A 15,658-nucleotide genomic window follows, 5' to 3' on the forward strand; every position below is an offset into this window, starting at 1 on the left:
TCCCTACTTCCGCTGGCCCGCTAGGATGGGCGCAACCTCGCCTTTCGCGAAGAGCTCAACGGCGCGTTTCACGTACGGGTCGGTTGAAATCGCCGCCTTGGCGCGCCCGGTCTGGAAATGATACCGCGCCACGATCTCGCTGCGCAGCACCTCCTCGATGTCGGAGCGGAACCGCACCAGCTCCTCGGATCGATCGGGAGCAAGCTCCTTTCGGAGCGCGGCGATCTCGTCCTCGGCATGCTCGAAATACCGCTCCTGCTTGGTCTTGGCCACCAGCGCCTCCAGCGCCTCGATGCTCTCGGTGTCGTAATCGAAGTGCTTGTCCTTCACGAAATCCACGAAGGACCGGTAGATCTCGTCAGTGACGACGAATGATTCGGGCGGTCCGATATCGGCATGCGAGAGGCGGTAGCGCGTGGCGAAGTCGAAGAAAAGGTCCTCCTCGTAGAGCCCGCCGACGATCTTGGCCAGCTCGTGCTCCATCACCTCCACATCGGGCAGGATGCCCCTGCCATCCACCACCGGCCGGCCGTTGCGCGTCTTGAAGGTGGTGATGGCCTCCTCCTTCACCTCCACGGCCTTGCCGCTGCTGTCGCGCTGCGCATAGTCCAGCTTCTGGATGCACCGGCCGCTGGGGATGTAGTATTTGGCGACGGTCACCTTCAGCTTGCTGTTGTAAAGGAGGTCCTTGGTCTGCTGCACCAGGCCCTTGCCGAAGGTGCGCTCCCCGACGACCACCGCCCGGTCGAGGTCCTGCAGCGCTCCGCTCACGATCTCGCTGGCGCTGGCGCTCTGCCCATCCACGAGCACCGCCAACGGGATCTCGGCGTCCAGCGGGTCGCTCAGCGTCTTGTAGGTCTTGTCCCATTCGCTGATGCGGCCGCGCGTCTCCACCACGAGCTGATTCTTCGGAACGAACAGGTTGACGATGTTGACGGCCTCGCGCAACAGCCCCCCCCCATTGCCGCGGAGGTCGAGGATCAGATGGCTGGCGCCTTCGTCCTTCAGCTCCTTCATCGCCTTGCGCACCTCGGAGCCGGCGGTCTGCGTGAAGCTGTTGAGCTTGATATAGCCCACTTTGCGCTGGTCATCCACGAAGCCCTTGTAGGGGACATCCGGTATCTTGATCTCCTCGCGGGTGAGGGCATGCGCCGTGGTGGCGCCCTCGCGGCGGGTCACCACCTTCACCACCGTTCCGCTCTGGCCCTTGAGCAGCTTGCTCACCTCATCGGTGGCCAGGCCCGTCACCTTGCGGCCGTCAACCTCCACGATTTCGTCTCCGGCCCAGATCCCGGCCTTCATGGCCGGATAGTTCTCATACGGCTCGCTCACCACCACCGCATCGCCCTTCCGCTTGATGAGCGCGCCGATGCCGCCGTACTGGCCCGTGGTCTGGAAGCGGTAATCCTCCATGTCGCTCTCCGGGATGTACTGCGTGTAGGGATCGAGCGAGGATAGCATCGCATCGATCCCCGTCTTCATCAGCTTGCCGGGCTGGGTGTCATCCACGTAGTAGATGTTCAGCTCCTTGTAGAGGTCGGTGAAGATCTCCAGGTTCTTGCTGATCTCGAAGTAGCTGTCGCCCGCAGCGACGGTGAGCGCTCCTCCTGCAGCGATGGCCGCGCCGATGGCGAGGTTCCTCCATTTGCCCGACCTGTTGGTGCTACGCGTGCTCATGCTTCTGTGGTGCTTCGGGGACCGGGTCGTATCCGTGACCGCCCCATGGGTGACAAGATAGAAAGCGCCTGAGGGTGAGCCATCCGCCGCGGAAGGCCCCATGCCGCTTCAGTGCGGTGATGCCGTACTCCGAGCACGACGGTGTGTACCGGCAAGCGCCCGGCAGCAGGGGCGAGATGGTCCACTGGTAAAGGCGGACCAGAAGGATCATCGGCCATGCGAGGGCTCTACCCATGCTGTTCCATCCAACGGGACAATGCCCGGGTTATTCTCTGGCGCGTCTCCTCCTGGCTAACCGGCTCCCTCCCTTGGAAGATGAACAGCCAGGCGCATTGCCGGCCTTCGGCCCGAAGGCGCTCATGCAGGTCGTGCTTGCCCGTTCGGTAAGCCTCGCGCATCAGTCGCTTCATGCGATTCCGCTGCACCGCACGCCTCATGCTGCGGCTGGGAACAGCGAAGGCCACTTGGGCCGGTGCATCCGTGGGCAATTGCATCATCTTCCCGACCAGCCTGAAGGGCGGTTCGTTCACCGCACGTCCGGTCGTCGCCACCTCTTTCAGGCGAAGGCGGCCGCAAAGGCGCTCGCTCTTGCGGAAGGTATTGCGCGGGGGGGGCATTCGGGGCGATGGCCGCCGCCGCCGGTTCGCCCGGTGACGGACGGGGTCACTTCTTCTTGGCCAGTCGCTTGATGAACAGCTCCATGGCCCCGGTCATGCTCGGCGCTTCCGGGAGCGGCGCCTGCAGATCGAGCCGGAAGCCATTGTCCACCACCGCCTTGGCCGTTGTGGGCCCGAAGGCCGCGATGAACACCCCATTCTGCTTGAACTTGGGGAAGTTCTTGCGCAGGCTCTCGATGCCGCCCGGGCTGAAGAACACCAGCATGTCGTACTTCAGCTCCTTGATGTCGCTGAGGTCGCTGGCCACGGTGCGGTAGAATACCGCATTGGTGTACTTCACGCCGGCCTTGTCCAGCAGCTCCGGTATCTCCTGCTTCTGGATGTCGCTGCACGGCACCAGGTACTTCTCATCCTTGTGTTTCTTGATGACATCCACCAGGTCGGCGAAGCTCTGCTTGCCGATGAAGACCTTGCGCTTCCGGTAGACGATGTACTTCTGCACATAATAGGCGACGCTCTCGCTGATGCAGAAGTACTTCATGGTCTCCGGCACTGTGAGCCGTAGCTCCTTGCACATGCGGAAGAAGTGATCGACCGCGTTGCGGCTGGTAAGCACGATGGCCGTATGATCGAGGATGCTGATGCGCTCCTGCCGGAAATCCTGGCCGCCGACGGGCTCCACTTTGATGAAGGGCCTGAAGTCGATCTTCAGGCTGTACTTCCGGGCCAGCTCATGGTAAGGCGATTTCTCGTCCGTAGGGGCCGGCTGCGAGACGAGGATGGTCTTGATCTTCAAGGCCGGTTCGGCTTAGGAGTGAAACGACGGCAGGATGCGTTCCCCGATTGCCTGAGAGGCGAGCAGCAAGGGCAGGATTTCGGCGCCGCAAAGGTAGAGAATTATGTACCGGAAGGGCACCCCCTCACCCGCGCCGATCCAAAGGCAGCGCACCCACCGGTAGAGCAGGATCATGACCAGAAGCGCCAGTCCCCCGCCAAGCAGGGCCGGCCTCCAATGAGGCCGATAGGATGACAGGATGACCAGCGGAAGCAGGGCAACGCCCAAGGCGGAATAGAGAAGGGACCCGGTGTACCTGTACTCACGGGCACCGGCATCCGCCTTGGCGAGGAAGGCAAGGCCCCTGAGCAGGACGGATTGGATCGCGAGCACGGCCGCCACGGCTGCCGCGCACAGGAGAAAGGAGGGCGGAACCGCCCGTCCGAACACCATTGCGCACTGCCACAGGAGCATGGCGATCGCCACCACCGCCACGGCAAGCAGTCCGAGCACCGTACGGTCGCCAGCATCCAGCTCTTCCCGGAGGGCCTGCCGCCCCAGCCGCATGCGGAATGCAGCCTGCCAAAGCACCCGCCACTTCCGCGGCGAACCCGTATTGATGGCCGCTATCAGAACGAGGCAGCCCAGGTAGCAGGCCGTGACCCACTCCTCCGATAGCATATCCTCCGGGCGCACCACGCCTTTCATCCCCGGCGAAGGTAGAAGCAGCCGCCCCCGGAGGGCGTTCGACTAATTTCGCGGCCCGGCACATCAGCCGTTCACCCCCATCCCGATGAGCACCACCGCAGCCCCGAAGAAAGCAGCCACCGACCTTTTCCAGAGCCATGACCATTATCTGGTGGAGGAGCTATTCACCGAGGAGCACCGCCTGATCCGCGACACGGCCCGCAAGCATGTGAGCCTGCACCTGAAGCCCATCATCGAGGAGCGCTTCGAGAAAGCGGAGTTCAGCAAGGACATCATTCCCGGACTGGCCGAGATCGGCGCGTTCGGCCCCTTCGTGCCCGAGCAATACGGCGGTCCCGGCCTGGACCAGATCAGCTACGGCCTCATCATGCAGGAGATCGAGCGCTGCGACAGCGGCCTGCGCAGCCTGTGCAGCGTGCAGGGCTCACTGGCCATGTACCCGATCTGGAAGTATGGCAGCGAGGAACAGAAGAAGAAGTGGCTGCCGGACATGGTGCAGGGCAAGAAGATCGGCTGCTTCGGCCTCACCGAGCCCGACTTCGGCAGCAACCCCAGCGGCATGGTCACCACCTTCAAGGACATGGGCGACCACTACCTGCTGAACGGCGCCAAGATGTGGATCAGCAATGCGCCCTTCGCCGACCTGGCGATCGTGTGGGCCAAGGCCGAGAACACCGAGGGCCGCATCCACGGCCTCATCGTGGAACGGGGCATGGAAGGCTTCACCACCCCCACCACGCACGGCAAGCTCAGCCTCCGCGCCAGCCCCACCGGCGAGCTGGTATTCGACAACGTGAAGGTGCCCAAGGGCAACCTGCTGCCCGGCAAGAACGGCCTGGGCGCCCCCATGGGCTGCCTGGACAGCGCCCGCTACGGCATCGCCTGGGGTACGCTCGGCGTGGCCATGGAGTGCTACGACACGGCGCTGCGCTATGCCCAACAGCGCATCCAGTTCGGCAAGCCCATCGCGGCCTTCCAGCTCACCCAGAAGAAGCTGGCCGAGATGGTCACCGAGATCACCAAGGCCCAGCTCCTGACCTGGCGCCTGGGTGTGCTGCGCAACGAGGGCCGCGCCACCACCCAGCAGATCAGCATGGCCAAGCGCAACAACGTGCACCTCGCGCTCACCGTGGCGCGTGAGGCCCGCCAGATCCTCGGCGGCATGGGCATCACCAACGAATACCCCATCATGCGCCACATGATGAACCTCGAGAGCGTGGTCACCTACGAGGGCACCCACGACATACACCTGCTCATCACGGGCATGGAGGTGACAGGCATCCCGGCGTTCAAGTAAGCGGCTCATCGGCGAGGCTCCAGCCGCATCGTCCATCCCTGCGGGTCGATTGGCACCTCTACTGCTTGGCCCTTCGTGAGCGGTGACAGATCGACGACGGCCGGCTCATCCCGGAACCGCAGTGGACCCACGAACACGATGGTCTGCACCGCCCACCATGCGCACATCGCGCCGAACAGCGCCGCAATCACGCGCCTCCCCCAGTCCACTGCGGCGATGAGGGCCCACGCAACGAGGACAGCCGGCAGGTAGAAGTTGCGGATGCCGGCATAATAGGGCGAGAGGAAACCCGGCTCGCCACGGTAGCTCACCAGCACGACCAGGAAGAGCGATGCGGCCGCTGCGAATGCGGCCACGCTGAAGCCCCTGGAACGGCGGCGCACCACCAGTGCCAAGCCAGCGAGGGCCAAGGCCACCAGCAAGCCATGCATCCATGCCGGGGTTTCGTGGATGCCTTTGCCCAGCAAGGGGAACCAGAGCTGGAAGAAGGCCGCTTGGACGAATCCCGGATCGAAAGGCTCGAAGGCGCCATCGGTGCGCGCCACCGATCCATGCAGTGCCAACGATGCCGCACTCGCAACGGCGCCGAAGAGGACGATCAGGAACGGGACCATGGCCGTGAACCCTCCTGTGCCGATCCGTGAACGGCCATGCCAAAGCCGCCAAAGTGCCACCGGGGCGAGCACCAAGGCGAAGGGCCCGGTGAAGGCCGCGAGCAGGCAGGCCAGGGCATCCACAGCCCGCCAGCGCCGATCGGCTGCGGGCCGTCCGAAGAGGATCAGCACGATGAGCAGTGCCATAGGCCACTGGGCATTGGTCATGTTCATCCAGATCTCGTTGCCCAACGGGACCAGCACGGTAGAGACCACCGCAACGAATCGCGCCGTGCGCCCAGCCGGAAAGCGCGTCCAAGCGTACCGCCAGAGCGTGGCATACAGGACGAGCAGGGCCGCCAGATTCAACCAGGGCAGCATCATAAGCGGGATGCCGAGGAAGATCCCCAAGTTGGCCGTCAACCGCGGGAAAAGGTGGAAGTAGCCATTGGTCCGATTGAAGCAGGAGGCCCATCCTTCATCATAGGCTTGGGCGAGGAAGTCACGGCCTTCTTCCGCATAGAACCAAGGCATCGTGAATGCATCGGGGCGCCGCCAGATGAGCGCTAAGAGGCAGATTGCCGAGGCCAATCCGAACAACAACCGATCCCTCGGCCCGCTTCTCGCCTCCTCCTTATTGGCAGCTTCCGCCAGCATGGGCATGGCGAAAGTAGGCGGGCTCGCGGGTCACGGCGCCAATGCCCCGGCCGCAACTACGCGCAGGTCGTGCCCCACCTTCATCGAGCCCGTACCCTTCACGAACCGAAGGCTGCCTACCGGTCCATCATAACGCCTTCCTGGCCGCTTCTCCTCAGGCTCCAGCACCACATCGAAATCGATTCGTCGATTGGCGCGCTGCGCCTTGCTGCTCGCCAGTGCATTGCGCGTATCCACCACCACCTCCTTGCTGAGGTGGCCGGGCTTGTCGAACCGCAGGACCGCCCGTGAATTGGCCGGCACCTCTACGATGAAGCGGCCGGATCCGCGCACCTCGGCATAGAGGCAGTGCTCGCCATCCAGTTCCACCACGAGCACCAGGTCCTCCACCGTTCGGTCCTCCACATGCAGCCATCCGGTGAGCAGCACACGGTCGGGGGCTTCATTCGTGGGTGCCGCGAAAACCGAGAGCCCGAACAGGGCCAGCAATGCGGCGAGGGCAACAGCCTCCAGTGGAATGTTGATGCGCTTGACCATGGCGGTGTGGATTGCTGGGGTCAAAGCTGGCCCCGTCACCCCCATGCACCAATACCCACAAGGGGGGATTGCAGCCCTGTGCTATTCGAACAGGCTGCCCGGTTTCACGCTGGGCACGCGCCCAAGGTGGCGGTAGGCGCGCTCAGTAGCCTGCCGACCGCGCGGCGTACGCTGCAGATAGCCCTCCATGATAAGGAAGGGTTCATACACCTCCTCGATGGTGCCTGCCTCCTCGCCCACCGCGGTGGCCACGGTGTTCAGCCCTACCGGCCCACCGCTGAACTTGTCGATGATGGCGCCGAGGATCCGGTTGTCCATCTCATCGAGGCCATGCGCATCCACGTTGAGCGCCTTCAGCGCATGCTGCGCGATGCCTAGGTCGATCGTGCCATCGCCTTGGATCTGGGCGAAATCGCGCACGCGACGCAGCAGCGCGTTGGCGATGCGCGGCGTGCCCCGGCTGCGGCGTGCGATCTCATCGGCGGCCTCGTCGATGATGGGCACGGCCAACAGTCCGGCGCTGCGCCTGATGATTCCCTTGAGCGTGGCTGCATCGTAATAGTCCAACCGGCTGTTGATCCCGAATCGGGCACGCAGCGGTGCCGTGAGCAGGCCGCTGCGCGTGGTGGCGCCCACCAGCGTGAACGGGTTCAGCGCGATCTGCACGGTGCGCGCATTGGGACCGGCATCGATCACCAGGTCGATGCGATAGTCCTCCATGGCGCTGTACAGGTACTCCTCGATCACCGGGGTGAGGCGATGGATCTCGTCGATGAAGAGGACATCGTGCGGCTCGAGGTTCGTGAGCAGCCCGGCCAGGTCGGCGGGCTTATCCAGCACAGGGCCGCTGGTGATCCGTATTCCCACGCCCATCTCGGCGGCGATGATGTTCGCCAAGGTGGTCTTCCCCAGGCCGGGCGGGCCGTGCAGCAGCACGTGGTCCAGCGCTTCGCCCCGCTGCTTGGCAGCCTGCACGAACACCTTCAGGTTGTCCGTCACCGCCTTCTGCCCGGCGAATTCCTCGAAGCGGCGCGGACGGAGCACCTGCTCCATCTCCTTGTCGGAGGCGGAGCGCTGCTCCTTGCGCACATCGAAACCGTCTGTCATCGGATGGCCCTGCACGGGAATGGACGAAGGTAGCGGTGCTTCAGTCCCCTTTGGGCCGCGTATCGCGCCAGAGGTCGCCGATGAAGACGCGCAGGCCGAAGAGGTAGATGGGCGCGGTGAGCCGCTCGCCCAGGTCGTCGCCGGTCTGTATCACCCAGCGGAATCCCCAGCCCGCGCCAATGCCGAAATACCGCAGGAAGCGGTACTGGATGGTCATCGCGGGCTCATAGATGATGAGTCCCGAACGGGCCAGTGTGCGGCGCTGGCCATCGGCGCCTCGCAGCGCCAGCGAGCCGGCACCGAAGCCCAATTGCACGGGAATCCGGGCCTCCCAAGGCCCGCGCTGGAAGAACGCATAATCGACATAGGGTGATATGTATCCCATGCGCAGGCGCACCACGCCACCCGCTTCTCCATCGCGCTCCACCGGCGTGAAAAGGAAGCTGTATCCCAGGCCGTACTGGAAGCGCCGTGCATGTTCGAGTCCCGCCTTCACGCCGGCGAAGCGCACCGGGCTATTGCTGATGAAGGAGCCGCGCACATCCAACCGGGCCACAAAGCGCCCCTGTTCCCGGCTGAACAGCGCGATGCTGTCCAGCAGCTGGGCCTCACAGGCACCGGCAACGGTGATGCCGAGCGTGAACAGGAGGGCGCGCATGGGCCGAAAAAGGAATGTCCGCCTCAAAGGTGCGGACATTCCCAAGGCCTACGCGCGGCCGCCTAGTGCTCCTCCTCGTCCGGCTCGAGCGGCGTGACCTGGCTCACCCAGTCCTCCGCCTTGCCCGGCTTGCTGTAGTCATAGGGCCAGCGATACACCACGGGGATGGGGCCCGGCCAGTTGCCATGGACGTGCTCCACGGGGGTGGTCCACTCCAGCGTATTGCTCTTCCAAGGGTTCTGCACCGCCTTGGGCCCGCGGTAAATGCTGTAGAAGAAGTTGTAGGTGAAGACCACCTGCGCCAGCGCTCCGATGATCGCGAATACGGTGACGAGCACATTCAGGTCGACCACGCCATCGAACATGGGGAACTCCGTGTAGCTGTAATACCGACGGGGCGCGCCGGCCAGACCGATGAAGTGCATGGGGAAGAACACCCCGAATGCACAGACGAAGGTGATCCAGAAGTGGGCATAGCCCAGCTTAGTGTTCATCATCCGCCCGTACATCTTCGGGAACCAGTGGTAGATGCCGGCGAACATCCCGAAGATGGCGCTCATGCCCATCACGATGTGGAAGTGCGCCACCACGAAATAGGTATCGTGCACAGCGATGTCGAGGGCGCTGTCCGCGAGTATGATGCCTGTGAGACCACCCGCGATGAAGGTGGCGACCAGACCGATGCTGAAGAGCATGGCCGGCGTGAAGATGATGTTGCCGCGCCAGAGCGTGGTGATGTAGTTGAACACCTTCACAGCGCTGGGGATGGCGATCAGCAGCGTGGTGGCCACGAACACGCTCCCCAGGAACGGGTTCATACCGGTGACGAACATGTGGTGACCCCACACGATGAAGCTGAGGAATCCGATGGCCAGGATGGAGCCGATCATGGCCCTGTAGCCGAAGATGGGCTTGCGGGCGTTGGTTGAGATGATCTCCGAGGTGATGCCCAAGGCCGGCAGCAGCACGATATACACCTCGGGGTGTCCTAGGAACCAGAAGAGGTGCTGGAACAGGATGGGGCTTCCGCCGGTCTGCTCCAGGGCCTCGCCAGCCAGGTGGATGTCGCTCAGGTAGAAGCTGGTGCCCAAGGTGCGGTCAAGGAGCAGCAGCAGCGCAGCGCTCAGGAGCACCGGGAAGCTGAGGATACCGAGCACGGCCGTGAGCAGCAGCGCCCAGACCGTGAGCGGCAGGCGGGTCATCCTCATGCCCTTGGTGCGCAGGTTCAGGATGGTGGCCACGTAGTTGAGGCCGCCCATCAACGAGCTTGCGATGAAGAGCGTCATGCTCACCAGCCAGAGCGTCATCCCCGCGCCGGAGCCGGGCATGGCCTTCGGCAGCGCGCTCAACGGCGGGTAGATCGTCCACCCAGCGCTGGCCGGTCCGCCCTCCACGAAGAGGGAGGCGAGCATGATCACGCTGCTCAGGAAGAAGAACCAGTAGCTGAGCATGTTGATGAAGCCGCTGGCCATGTCGCGGGCGCCGACCTGCAGGGGGATGAGCAGGTTGGCGAAGGTGCCGGAGAGGCCGCCCGTGAGCACGAAGAACACCATGATGGTGCCGTGGATGGTGACCAGCGCGAGGTACATATTGGGGTCCAGCACGCCTTCGGGCGCCCACTTGTCGCCCAGGAAGAAGTTCGTGAAGGCGAAGCCCTCATTCGGCCACGCCAGCTGCAGGCGGAAGATCAGCGACATGATCACCGCCACCCAGGCCATCACGATCGCGGTGACCAGGAACTGCTTCCCGATCATCTTGTGATCATGCGAGAAGACCCACTTCGAGATGAAGCTCTCCTCGTGATGGTGGTGGTCGTGGTGACCGGCTTGAGCGGTGTGCGCGTGTGCACCCATGTTCGTCAGGGCTTAGCGGTTCATTTTCCGGTTGCGGGCAGGGCGGCGATCGCCGTGCTGTCCTTGGAGGCGGTCGCCGTGGAATCTGCCACCGGCGCGGCCGGCACGGCCTGCTCCTCCTTCGGTTCAAAGGGCTTCTTGTTGGCCTCGGCCACCCAGGCATCGAAGTCCGCCGGGGGGGTCACGATCAGCGGCATCTGCATGTTGTAGTGGCTGGCGCCGCAGATCTTGTTGCAGAGGAGGATGAAGTCGAACTTCTCATCCTTCATCACATGCGTGCGCATGCTGTCCGTGGTGATGGTCGGCACCACCTTCATCATCGTGGTCATCCCGGGCACCGCGTTCATCTGGATGCGGAGGTGCGGGATGTAGGCGCTGTGGATGATGTCGCGGCTGCGGATGAGGATGTTGGCCTCCTTGCGCACCGGCAGGTAGAAATCCTTGGTCACCACGTCATCGGCGCCGTGCATGTAGGCGCTCGCCTCACCCTTGGCCTTGATGTCCTGTTCCATCACCGTGCGGAGGTTGATGATGCGCATGGTCATGCGCTCAAGGTAGCCGATGCGGTCCTCGAGCTCTGCGGCTTTCCCATCCGGCAGCACGCCTTCCAGCTGCTTGCGGGTCTCGGCAAGCTCCTGGTCGATCTCGGAGAGCCGCGTGGCGATGGCCTTGGCGGTAACGATCCCGAGGGGATTGTCCCCGTTGATGAGCCGGTAGTCCGTGGCGCCCAGCATGCCGTCCGCACCAGGGTATCGGGCGGTCCAATCGAACTGCTTGGCGTAGAGCTCCACCTGCACGGCATCGGGCGAAGCGGGTGCCGTGATCTCCTGCCAGGTGGTGAGGCCGTAGATGATGATTACGAAGAGCACCGAGGCCGGCACCACGGTCCAGAGCAGCTCGAGCTTGTTGTTGTGCGGGTACCAGTGCGCGCGACGGTGCTTGCTGAACACGTATTTCCCCGCGAAGTAGAACAGCAGGATGTTTGTGAAGACGAAGACCGTGATGAGGATCCACCAGTTGAAGTTGAGCAGCGCGTCGGTGTCCTCGCCCTGCGCGCTGGCGGCCACGGGGAGCATCTTGTCCTTGTATCGGAGAACGAGCCAGAGGAAGAATCCGAAGTAGGCCACCGGGAAGAGCCACATCAGGGTGGCGTTCATCCGGTTGTCCGCATCGGAGATGTCCTCCTCGCGCTTGCCGCGCAGCCTGGAGGTGAGCTCGTAGACGCGTGCCAGCTGGGCCACCGCCAGGATGCCCAGCACCACCACGATCAGGATCAGCAGTTTGGTCATTGTCCGCTATGCTTCAACCCGGGCACCGGGTTCGATGTTCATTGGTCCGTTCAGATCTGATGATGCACGCTCTCCTCCAAGTAGGGGTGGTTCACCGGCGTGAGCGGCGCCTTGGCCAGGGTTCCGAGCACGACGCGGATGAAGGCACCCAGGAAGAGCACGAACATGCCGGCGTCGAGGAGCTCGATGCCATGATGGAAATCATGCCCGGCAGCGCCCGGCATCACCATCATGTTCACGTCGAGCCAATGGCCGATGAAGATCAACGCACCGACCCCGATGAGGAAACGGGGGTTGCGCTTGGCGTCGCGGCTCATGAGCAGCGCCATGGGCAGGGCGAAGTTGATGCCGAAGACCACCCAGGTGAGCCAGGGATGGTCGTTGATGCGCGACTGGAAATAGGTGACCTCCTCCGGGATATTGCTGTACCAGATGAGCATGAACTGGCTGAAGTAGAGGTAGCTCCAGAGGAAGCTCACGGCGAACACCCACTTGCCCATGTCGTGGATATGGCTGTTGTTCACCTGGGGCAGGTAGCCCTTGCGCTTCAGGTAGAGCACCATCACCACGCCGGTGATCATGGCGCTCACCCACATGCCGCTGAACACGTACCAGCCGTAAAGGGTGCTGAACCAGTGGGCATCGATGCTCATGAGCCAATCCCAGGCGAGGGTGCTGCTGAACACGGCGAAGAACACCAGGAAGAGGGCTCCCCGGCGATAGGTGAGGAGGTGCGTGCGCACGAGGCTCTCCCCGGTGAGGCCGTCCATCTCCAGGCTCTTCTTGCGGAACCAGCGGGCGGCGATCACGAAGGTGGCCAGGTAGGCCAGCGAGCGCACCCAGAAGAAGGGCTGGTTGAGGAAGGCCCTCTTGCCTGCCATGATCGCATCGTAGTTGGGGCCGCCCTTCACGTAAAGGCTCTCGTCCATCCAGTGGTAGATGTGGTGCAGGCCCAGGCTCCCGGCGGCGAGCACGACGAGCATCACCGCCGCACCCACAGGGATCCACCCCATGATGCCCTCGAACACGCGCTTCACCAGCACGCTCCACGCCGTTTCGGTGGCATTCTGCAGGGTGTAGAAGAAGAGCGCGCCCAGGCCGATGCCGAGGAAGAAGAAGCCGTTCACGAGCAGGGCCGACCAGGTGCGCTGATGATGGTCGCTGTGGTCGCCGATCACGCCGGCCACCGTGGCGAGCGCGCCGATGGCGATCAGCGCCATGCTCAGCGTGCCGGCCCGTTTGCTGATGGTGAAGTTCATCGCTGTTCCGTTGTCGTCCTGGTTCACTTGGCTTCCGGGGCCGCTTCGGCCACCGGCTCACGCGTCATCTTCCCTCCGTTCTGGAGGAATTGCACATAGTGCGTCACCATCCACCGCTCCTCCTTATCGAGTTGCGAGGCATGGGAGCCCATGGCGATGTTCTTGCCGTACACGAGGCTGTGGAAGATCTTTCCCTCGGGCAGGTCCTTCAGCGGACCGGTGTAGCTGGGAGGCTGCGGGTAGTTGCCGTTCTTCACCACGCCGCCGTCACCCTCGCCCTTCTCGCCGTGGCAATGCTGGCAGAACTTGCCGTAGATTTCCTTCCCCTTGGCCACCGTGGCCTCGGTCATGGGCACGGGGCTCTTCAGCTGTGCGCCGGCAGCCTCGTAGCCTTCGGTCGTATTGGGGTAGGGATAGGGCATCCTGAACTGCGCCTTGGCGGGGTCCTCGCTGAAGGGGATGGTTCCGGCAGCGGGCTTCCGTGCGCTGGGCCTGTTCCGCTGCTCGCGGGCCAGCTCCTCGCTGAGGTGGTAGGGGTCCTGGCCGTAGTCCACGTAGGCCTCGATGGCGGGGCTGCGGTACATGTCGGGCATGTATTCCACGCCCGGGCTGTTGGGGTCGCCCCCGCAGGAGGCGAGGATGGCCAAGCCGGCGAGAAGGGTGAGGGTCGGGGTCGTGCGCATGGTGCTCAGCATTGGCGCTCGTTGATCTCGAACACGGGGGTCTCGCGCAGCATGCCGACAATGGCCTCAGCGCTGTGGCCGTGGTTGTCCGCGGTGCGCACCTCCATGATGAACTTGTCGTCCGTGGTGCGCGGATCGGGGTTCCGTGCCGGCATGCCGGGCAGCGTCTTGTTGCGGATCAGGTAGGTGATGGCCATGCCATGGGCTGCGCAGAGCACCGTGAACTCGAAGGTCACCGGGATGAAGGCCGGCAGGTTCTTGTAGAGCGCCTGGCTGGGCTTGCCGCCGATGTTCATCGGCCAATCGAAGATGTTGAAGTACCAGATGCCCAGCAGCGCGAGGCAGGTGCCCGTGATGCCGAACATGAAGCTCACAATGCCCAGACGGGTGCGCTTGACGCCGATGATGGGGTCGAGGCCGTGGACCGGGAAGGGCGAGAACACATCCTTCACCCGCACGCCGCTGCTCACCAGCTTGCGCGCTCCGTCCTTGAGCTGCTCGGGGTCCTCGTAGACCGCATAGATGACCTTGTTCGCCATGGTCCTAGTGGTGGTGGTGTTGGGCGGCCTGCTGCTTGTAGCTCTCGCCGCTGACCTTCAGGATGGACTTCACCTCGTTCAGCGCCAGCACGGGGAAGTAGCGCGCAAAGAGCAGGTAGAGCGTGGAGAAGATGCCGATGGTGCCCAGGAACACGCCCACGTCCACCCAGGTGGGGTGGAACATGGTCCACGCGCTGGGCATGTAGTCGCGGTGCAGCGAGGTGACGATGATCACGAAGCGCTCGAACCACATGCCGATGTTCACGATGATGCTCATGAAGAAGGTGAAGGCCAGATTGGTGCGCAGCTTCTTGAACCAGAAGAGCTGCGGGCTGATCACGTTGCAGCTCATCATGGCCCAGTAGCTCCACCAGTAGGGGCCCGTGGCGCGGTTGATGAAGGCGTAGCTCTCGTACTCCACGCCGCTGTACCAGCTGATGAAGAGCTCCGTGATGTACGCCACGCCCACGATGGAGCCGGTGACGATGATCACGATGTTCATGTACTCGATGTGCTTCTTCGTGATGTAGGCCTCCAGGTGCATCACCTTGCGCATGATCAGCAGCAGGGTCTGCACCATGGCGAAGCCGCTGAACACGGCGCCGCTCACGAAGTAGGGCGGGAAGATGGTGGTGTGCCAGCCGGGAATCACCGAGGTGGCGAAGTCGAAGCTCACCACCGAGTGCACCGAGAACACCAGCGGGGTGGCGATGCCGGCGAGCACAAGGCTCACTTCCTCGAAGCGGGTCCAGGCCTTGGCGTTGCCCGTCCAGCCGAAGCTGAGGATGCCGTACACCTTCTTCATCATCGGCTTGCTCACCTTGTCGCGGATGGTGGCGAAGTCAGGGATGAGGCCGATGTACCAGAAGACGAGCGATACGCTGAAGTAGGTGCTGATCGCGAACACGTCCCACAGGAGTGGCGAGTTGAAGTTCACCCACAGGCTGCCGAACTGGTTGGGCAGGGGCAGCACCCAGTAGCTCATCCAGATCCTTCCCATGTGGATGCCGGGGAAGGTGGCGGCCATGATCACGGCGAAGATGGTCATGGCCTCAGCCGAGCGGTTGATGGCCATGCGCCACTTCTGACGGAAGAGCAGCAGCACGGCGCTGATGAGGGTTCCGGCGTGGCCGATGCCCACCCACCACACGAAGTTGGTGATGTCCCAGGCCCAGTCCACCGTCTTGTTCAGGCCCCAGACGCCGATCCCCTTGCTGATGAGGTACAGGATGCAGCCGGTGCCGTAGGCGGCCACCAGGCTGGCGAGCGTCATGAGCACATACCAGCCGCGGGGGGCTTTGTTCTCGATGGGCCCCACGATATCGTTGGTGATATCGGCGTAGGTCTTGTGACCCAGGATGAGCGGTTCACGGATCGCTGCTTCGGAGTGCATGGTTCCTGGTCGTTTC

The 15,658-nt window shown here is 63.5% G+C and carries 16 protein-coding genes; 1 reads left to right on the forward strand and 15 read right to left on the reverse strand.

From position 1 onward, the window contains the following. Positions 1-3 precede the first annotated feature (3 nt). The 5 genes from QY325_11100 to QY325_11120 are packed head-to-tail and all read right to left on the reverse strand — an operon-like array spanning position 4 to position 3,777. Positions 4-1,677 carry a S41 family peptidase gene (locus tag QY325_11100; protein ID WKZ65308.1) on the reverse strand — a complete coding sequence of 558 codons (1,674 nt, stop codon included), beginning with the start codon at positions 1,675-1,677 and terminating at the stop codon, positions 4-6. Then, positions 1,664-1,912 (reverse strand): membrane protein insertion efficiency factor YidD, encoded by a 249-nt coding sequence (gene yidD, locus QY325_11105; protein WKZ65309.1) that lies wholly within the window; start codon positions 1,910-1,912, stop codon positions 1,664-1,666. Before yidD ends, QY325_11100 begins: the two co-directional genes overlap by 14 nt. After that, positions 1,905-2,294, reverse strand: a complete 390-nt coding sequence (locus tag QY325_11110; GenBank protein WKZ65310.1) for a ribonuclease P protein component — start codon at positions 2,292-2,294, stop codon at positions 1,905-1,907. Before QY325_11110 ends, yidD begins: the two co-directional genes overlap by 8 nt. A 46-nt stretch (positions 2,295-2,340) precedes the next feature. Then, on the reverse strand, positions 2,341-3,090 hold the full coding sequence (locus tag QY325_11115; GenBank protein ID WKZ65311.1) for a uroporphyrinogen-III synthase: 750 nt from the start codon (positions 3,088-3,090) through the stop codon (positions 2,341-2,343). 12 nt (positions 3,091-3,102) lie between these two features. Then, on the reverse strand, positions 3,103-3,777 hold the full coding sequence (locus QY325_11120) for a DUF4271 domain-containing protein (protein WKZ65312.1): 675 nt from the start codon (positions 3,775-3,777) through the stop codon (positions 3,103-3,105). An 85-nt stretch (positions 3,778-3,862) separates the two neighbouring features. On the opposite strand from QY325_11120, the gene QY325_11125 reads away from it, so the two are divergent. Next, a complete protein-coding gene (locus QY325_11125; GenBank protein ID WKZ65313.1) occupies positions 3,863-5,074 on the forward strand; it encodes an acyl-CoA dehydrogenase family protein in 1,212 nt (403 codons plus the stop codon). 5 nt (positions 5,075-5,079) lie between these two features. Here the strand turns inward: QY325_11125 and QY325_11130 are convergent, their stop codons facing one another. The 10 genes from QY325_11130 to nrfD all read right to left on the reverse strand — a co-directional run bounded on the left by QY325_11130 (position 5,080) and on the right by nrfD (position 15,642). Next, positions 5,080-6,201, reverse strand: coding sequence for a hypothetical protein (locus tag QY325_11130; GenBank protein WKZ65314.1), 1,122 nt, complete (start codon positions 6,199-6,201; stop codon positions 5,080-5,082). Between the two features lie 153 nt (positions 6,202-6,354). Further along, positions 6,355-6,861 (reverse strand): hypothetical protein, encoded by a 507-nt coding sequence (locus QY325_11135; protein ID WKZ65315.1) that lies wholly within the window; start codon positions 6,859-6,861, stop codon positions 6,355-6,357. An 81-nt stretch (positions 6,862-6,942) separates the two neighbouring features. Next, positions 6,943-7,968, reverse strand: a complete 1,026-nt coding sequence (gene ruvB / locus QY325_11140; protein ID WKZ65316.1) for a Holliday junction branch migration DNA helicase RuvB — start codon at positions 7,966-7,968, stop codon at positions 6,943-6,945. Positions 7,969-8,008: 40 nt separating this feature from the next. Further along, a complete protein-coding gene (locus tag QY325_11145; GenBank protein ID WKZ65317.1) occupies positions 8,009-8,626 on the reverse strand; it encodes a hypothetical protein in 618 nt (205 codons plus the stop codon). 62 nt (positions 8,627-8,688) lie between these two features. Continuing rightward, positions 8,689-10,479, reverse strand: coding sequence for a cbb3-type cytochrome c oxidase subunit I (locus tag QY325_11150; protein WKZ65318.1), 1,791 nt, complete (start codon positions 10,477-10,479; stop codon positions 8,689-8,691). A gap of 20 nt (positions 10,480-10,499) precedes the next feature. Further along, positions 10,500-11,768, reverse strand: coding sequence for a cytochrome c oxidase subunit II (locus QY325_11155; GenBank protein WKZ65319.1), 1,269 nt, complete (start codon positions 11,766-11,768; stop codon positions 10,500-10,502). Between the two features lie 50 nt (positions 11,769-11,818). Then, positions 11,819-13,027: a quinol:cytochrome C oxidoreductase gene (locus QY325_11160; protein ID WKZ65320.1), complete on the reverse strand. Its 1,209-nt coding sequence runs from the start codon at positions 13,025-13,027 to the stop codon at positions 11,819-11,821. 23 nt (positions 13,028-13,050) lie between these two features. Next, positions 13,051-13,710: a cytochrome c gene (locus QY325_11165; protein WKZ65321.1), complete on the reverse strand. Its 660-nt coding sequence runs from the start codon at positions 13,708-13,710 to the stop codon at positions 13,051-13,053. Positions 13,711-13,715: 5 nt separating this feature from the next. Then, on the reverse strand, positions 13,716-14,249 hold the full coding sequence (locus tag QY325_11170) for a DUF3341 domain-containing protein (GenBank protein WKZ65322.1): 534 nt from the start codon (positions 14,247-14,249) through the stop codon (positions 13,716-13,718). 4 nt (positions 14,250-14,253) lie between these two features. After that, the gene (nrfD, locus tag QY325_11175) at positions 14,254-15,642 is read right to left on the reverse strand and encodes a polysulfide reductase NrfD (GenBank protein WKZ65323.1); all 1,389 of its coding nucleotides are present in this window, start codon (positions 15,640-15,642) and stop codon (positions 14,254-14,256) included. Between the last annotated feature and the right edge of the window lie 16 nt (positions 15,643-15,658).

This window comes from Flavobacteriales bacterium (assembly GCA_030584065.1).
In the GTDB taxonomy this organism is placed as follows: domain Bacteria; phylum Bacteroidota; class Bacteroidia; order Flavobacteriales_F; family PHOS-HE28; genus PHOS-HE28.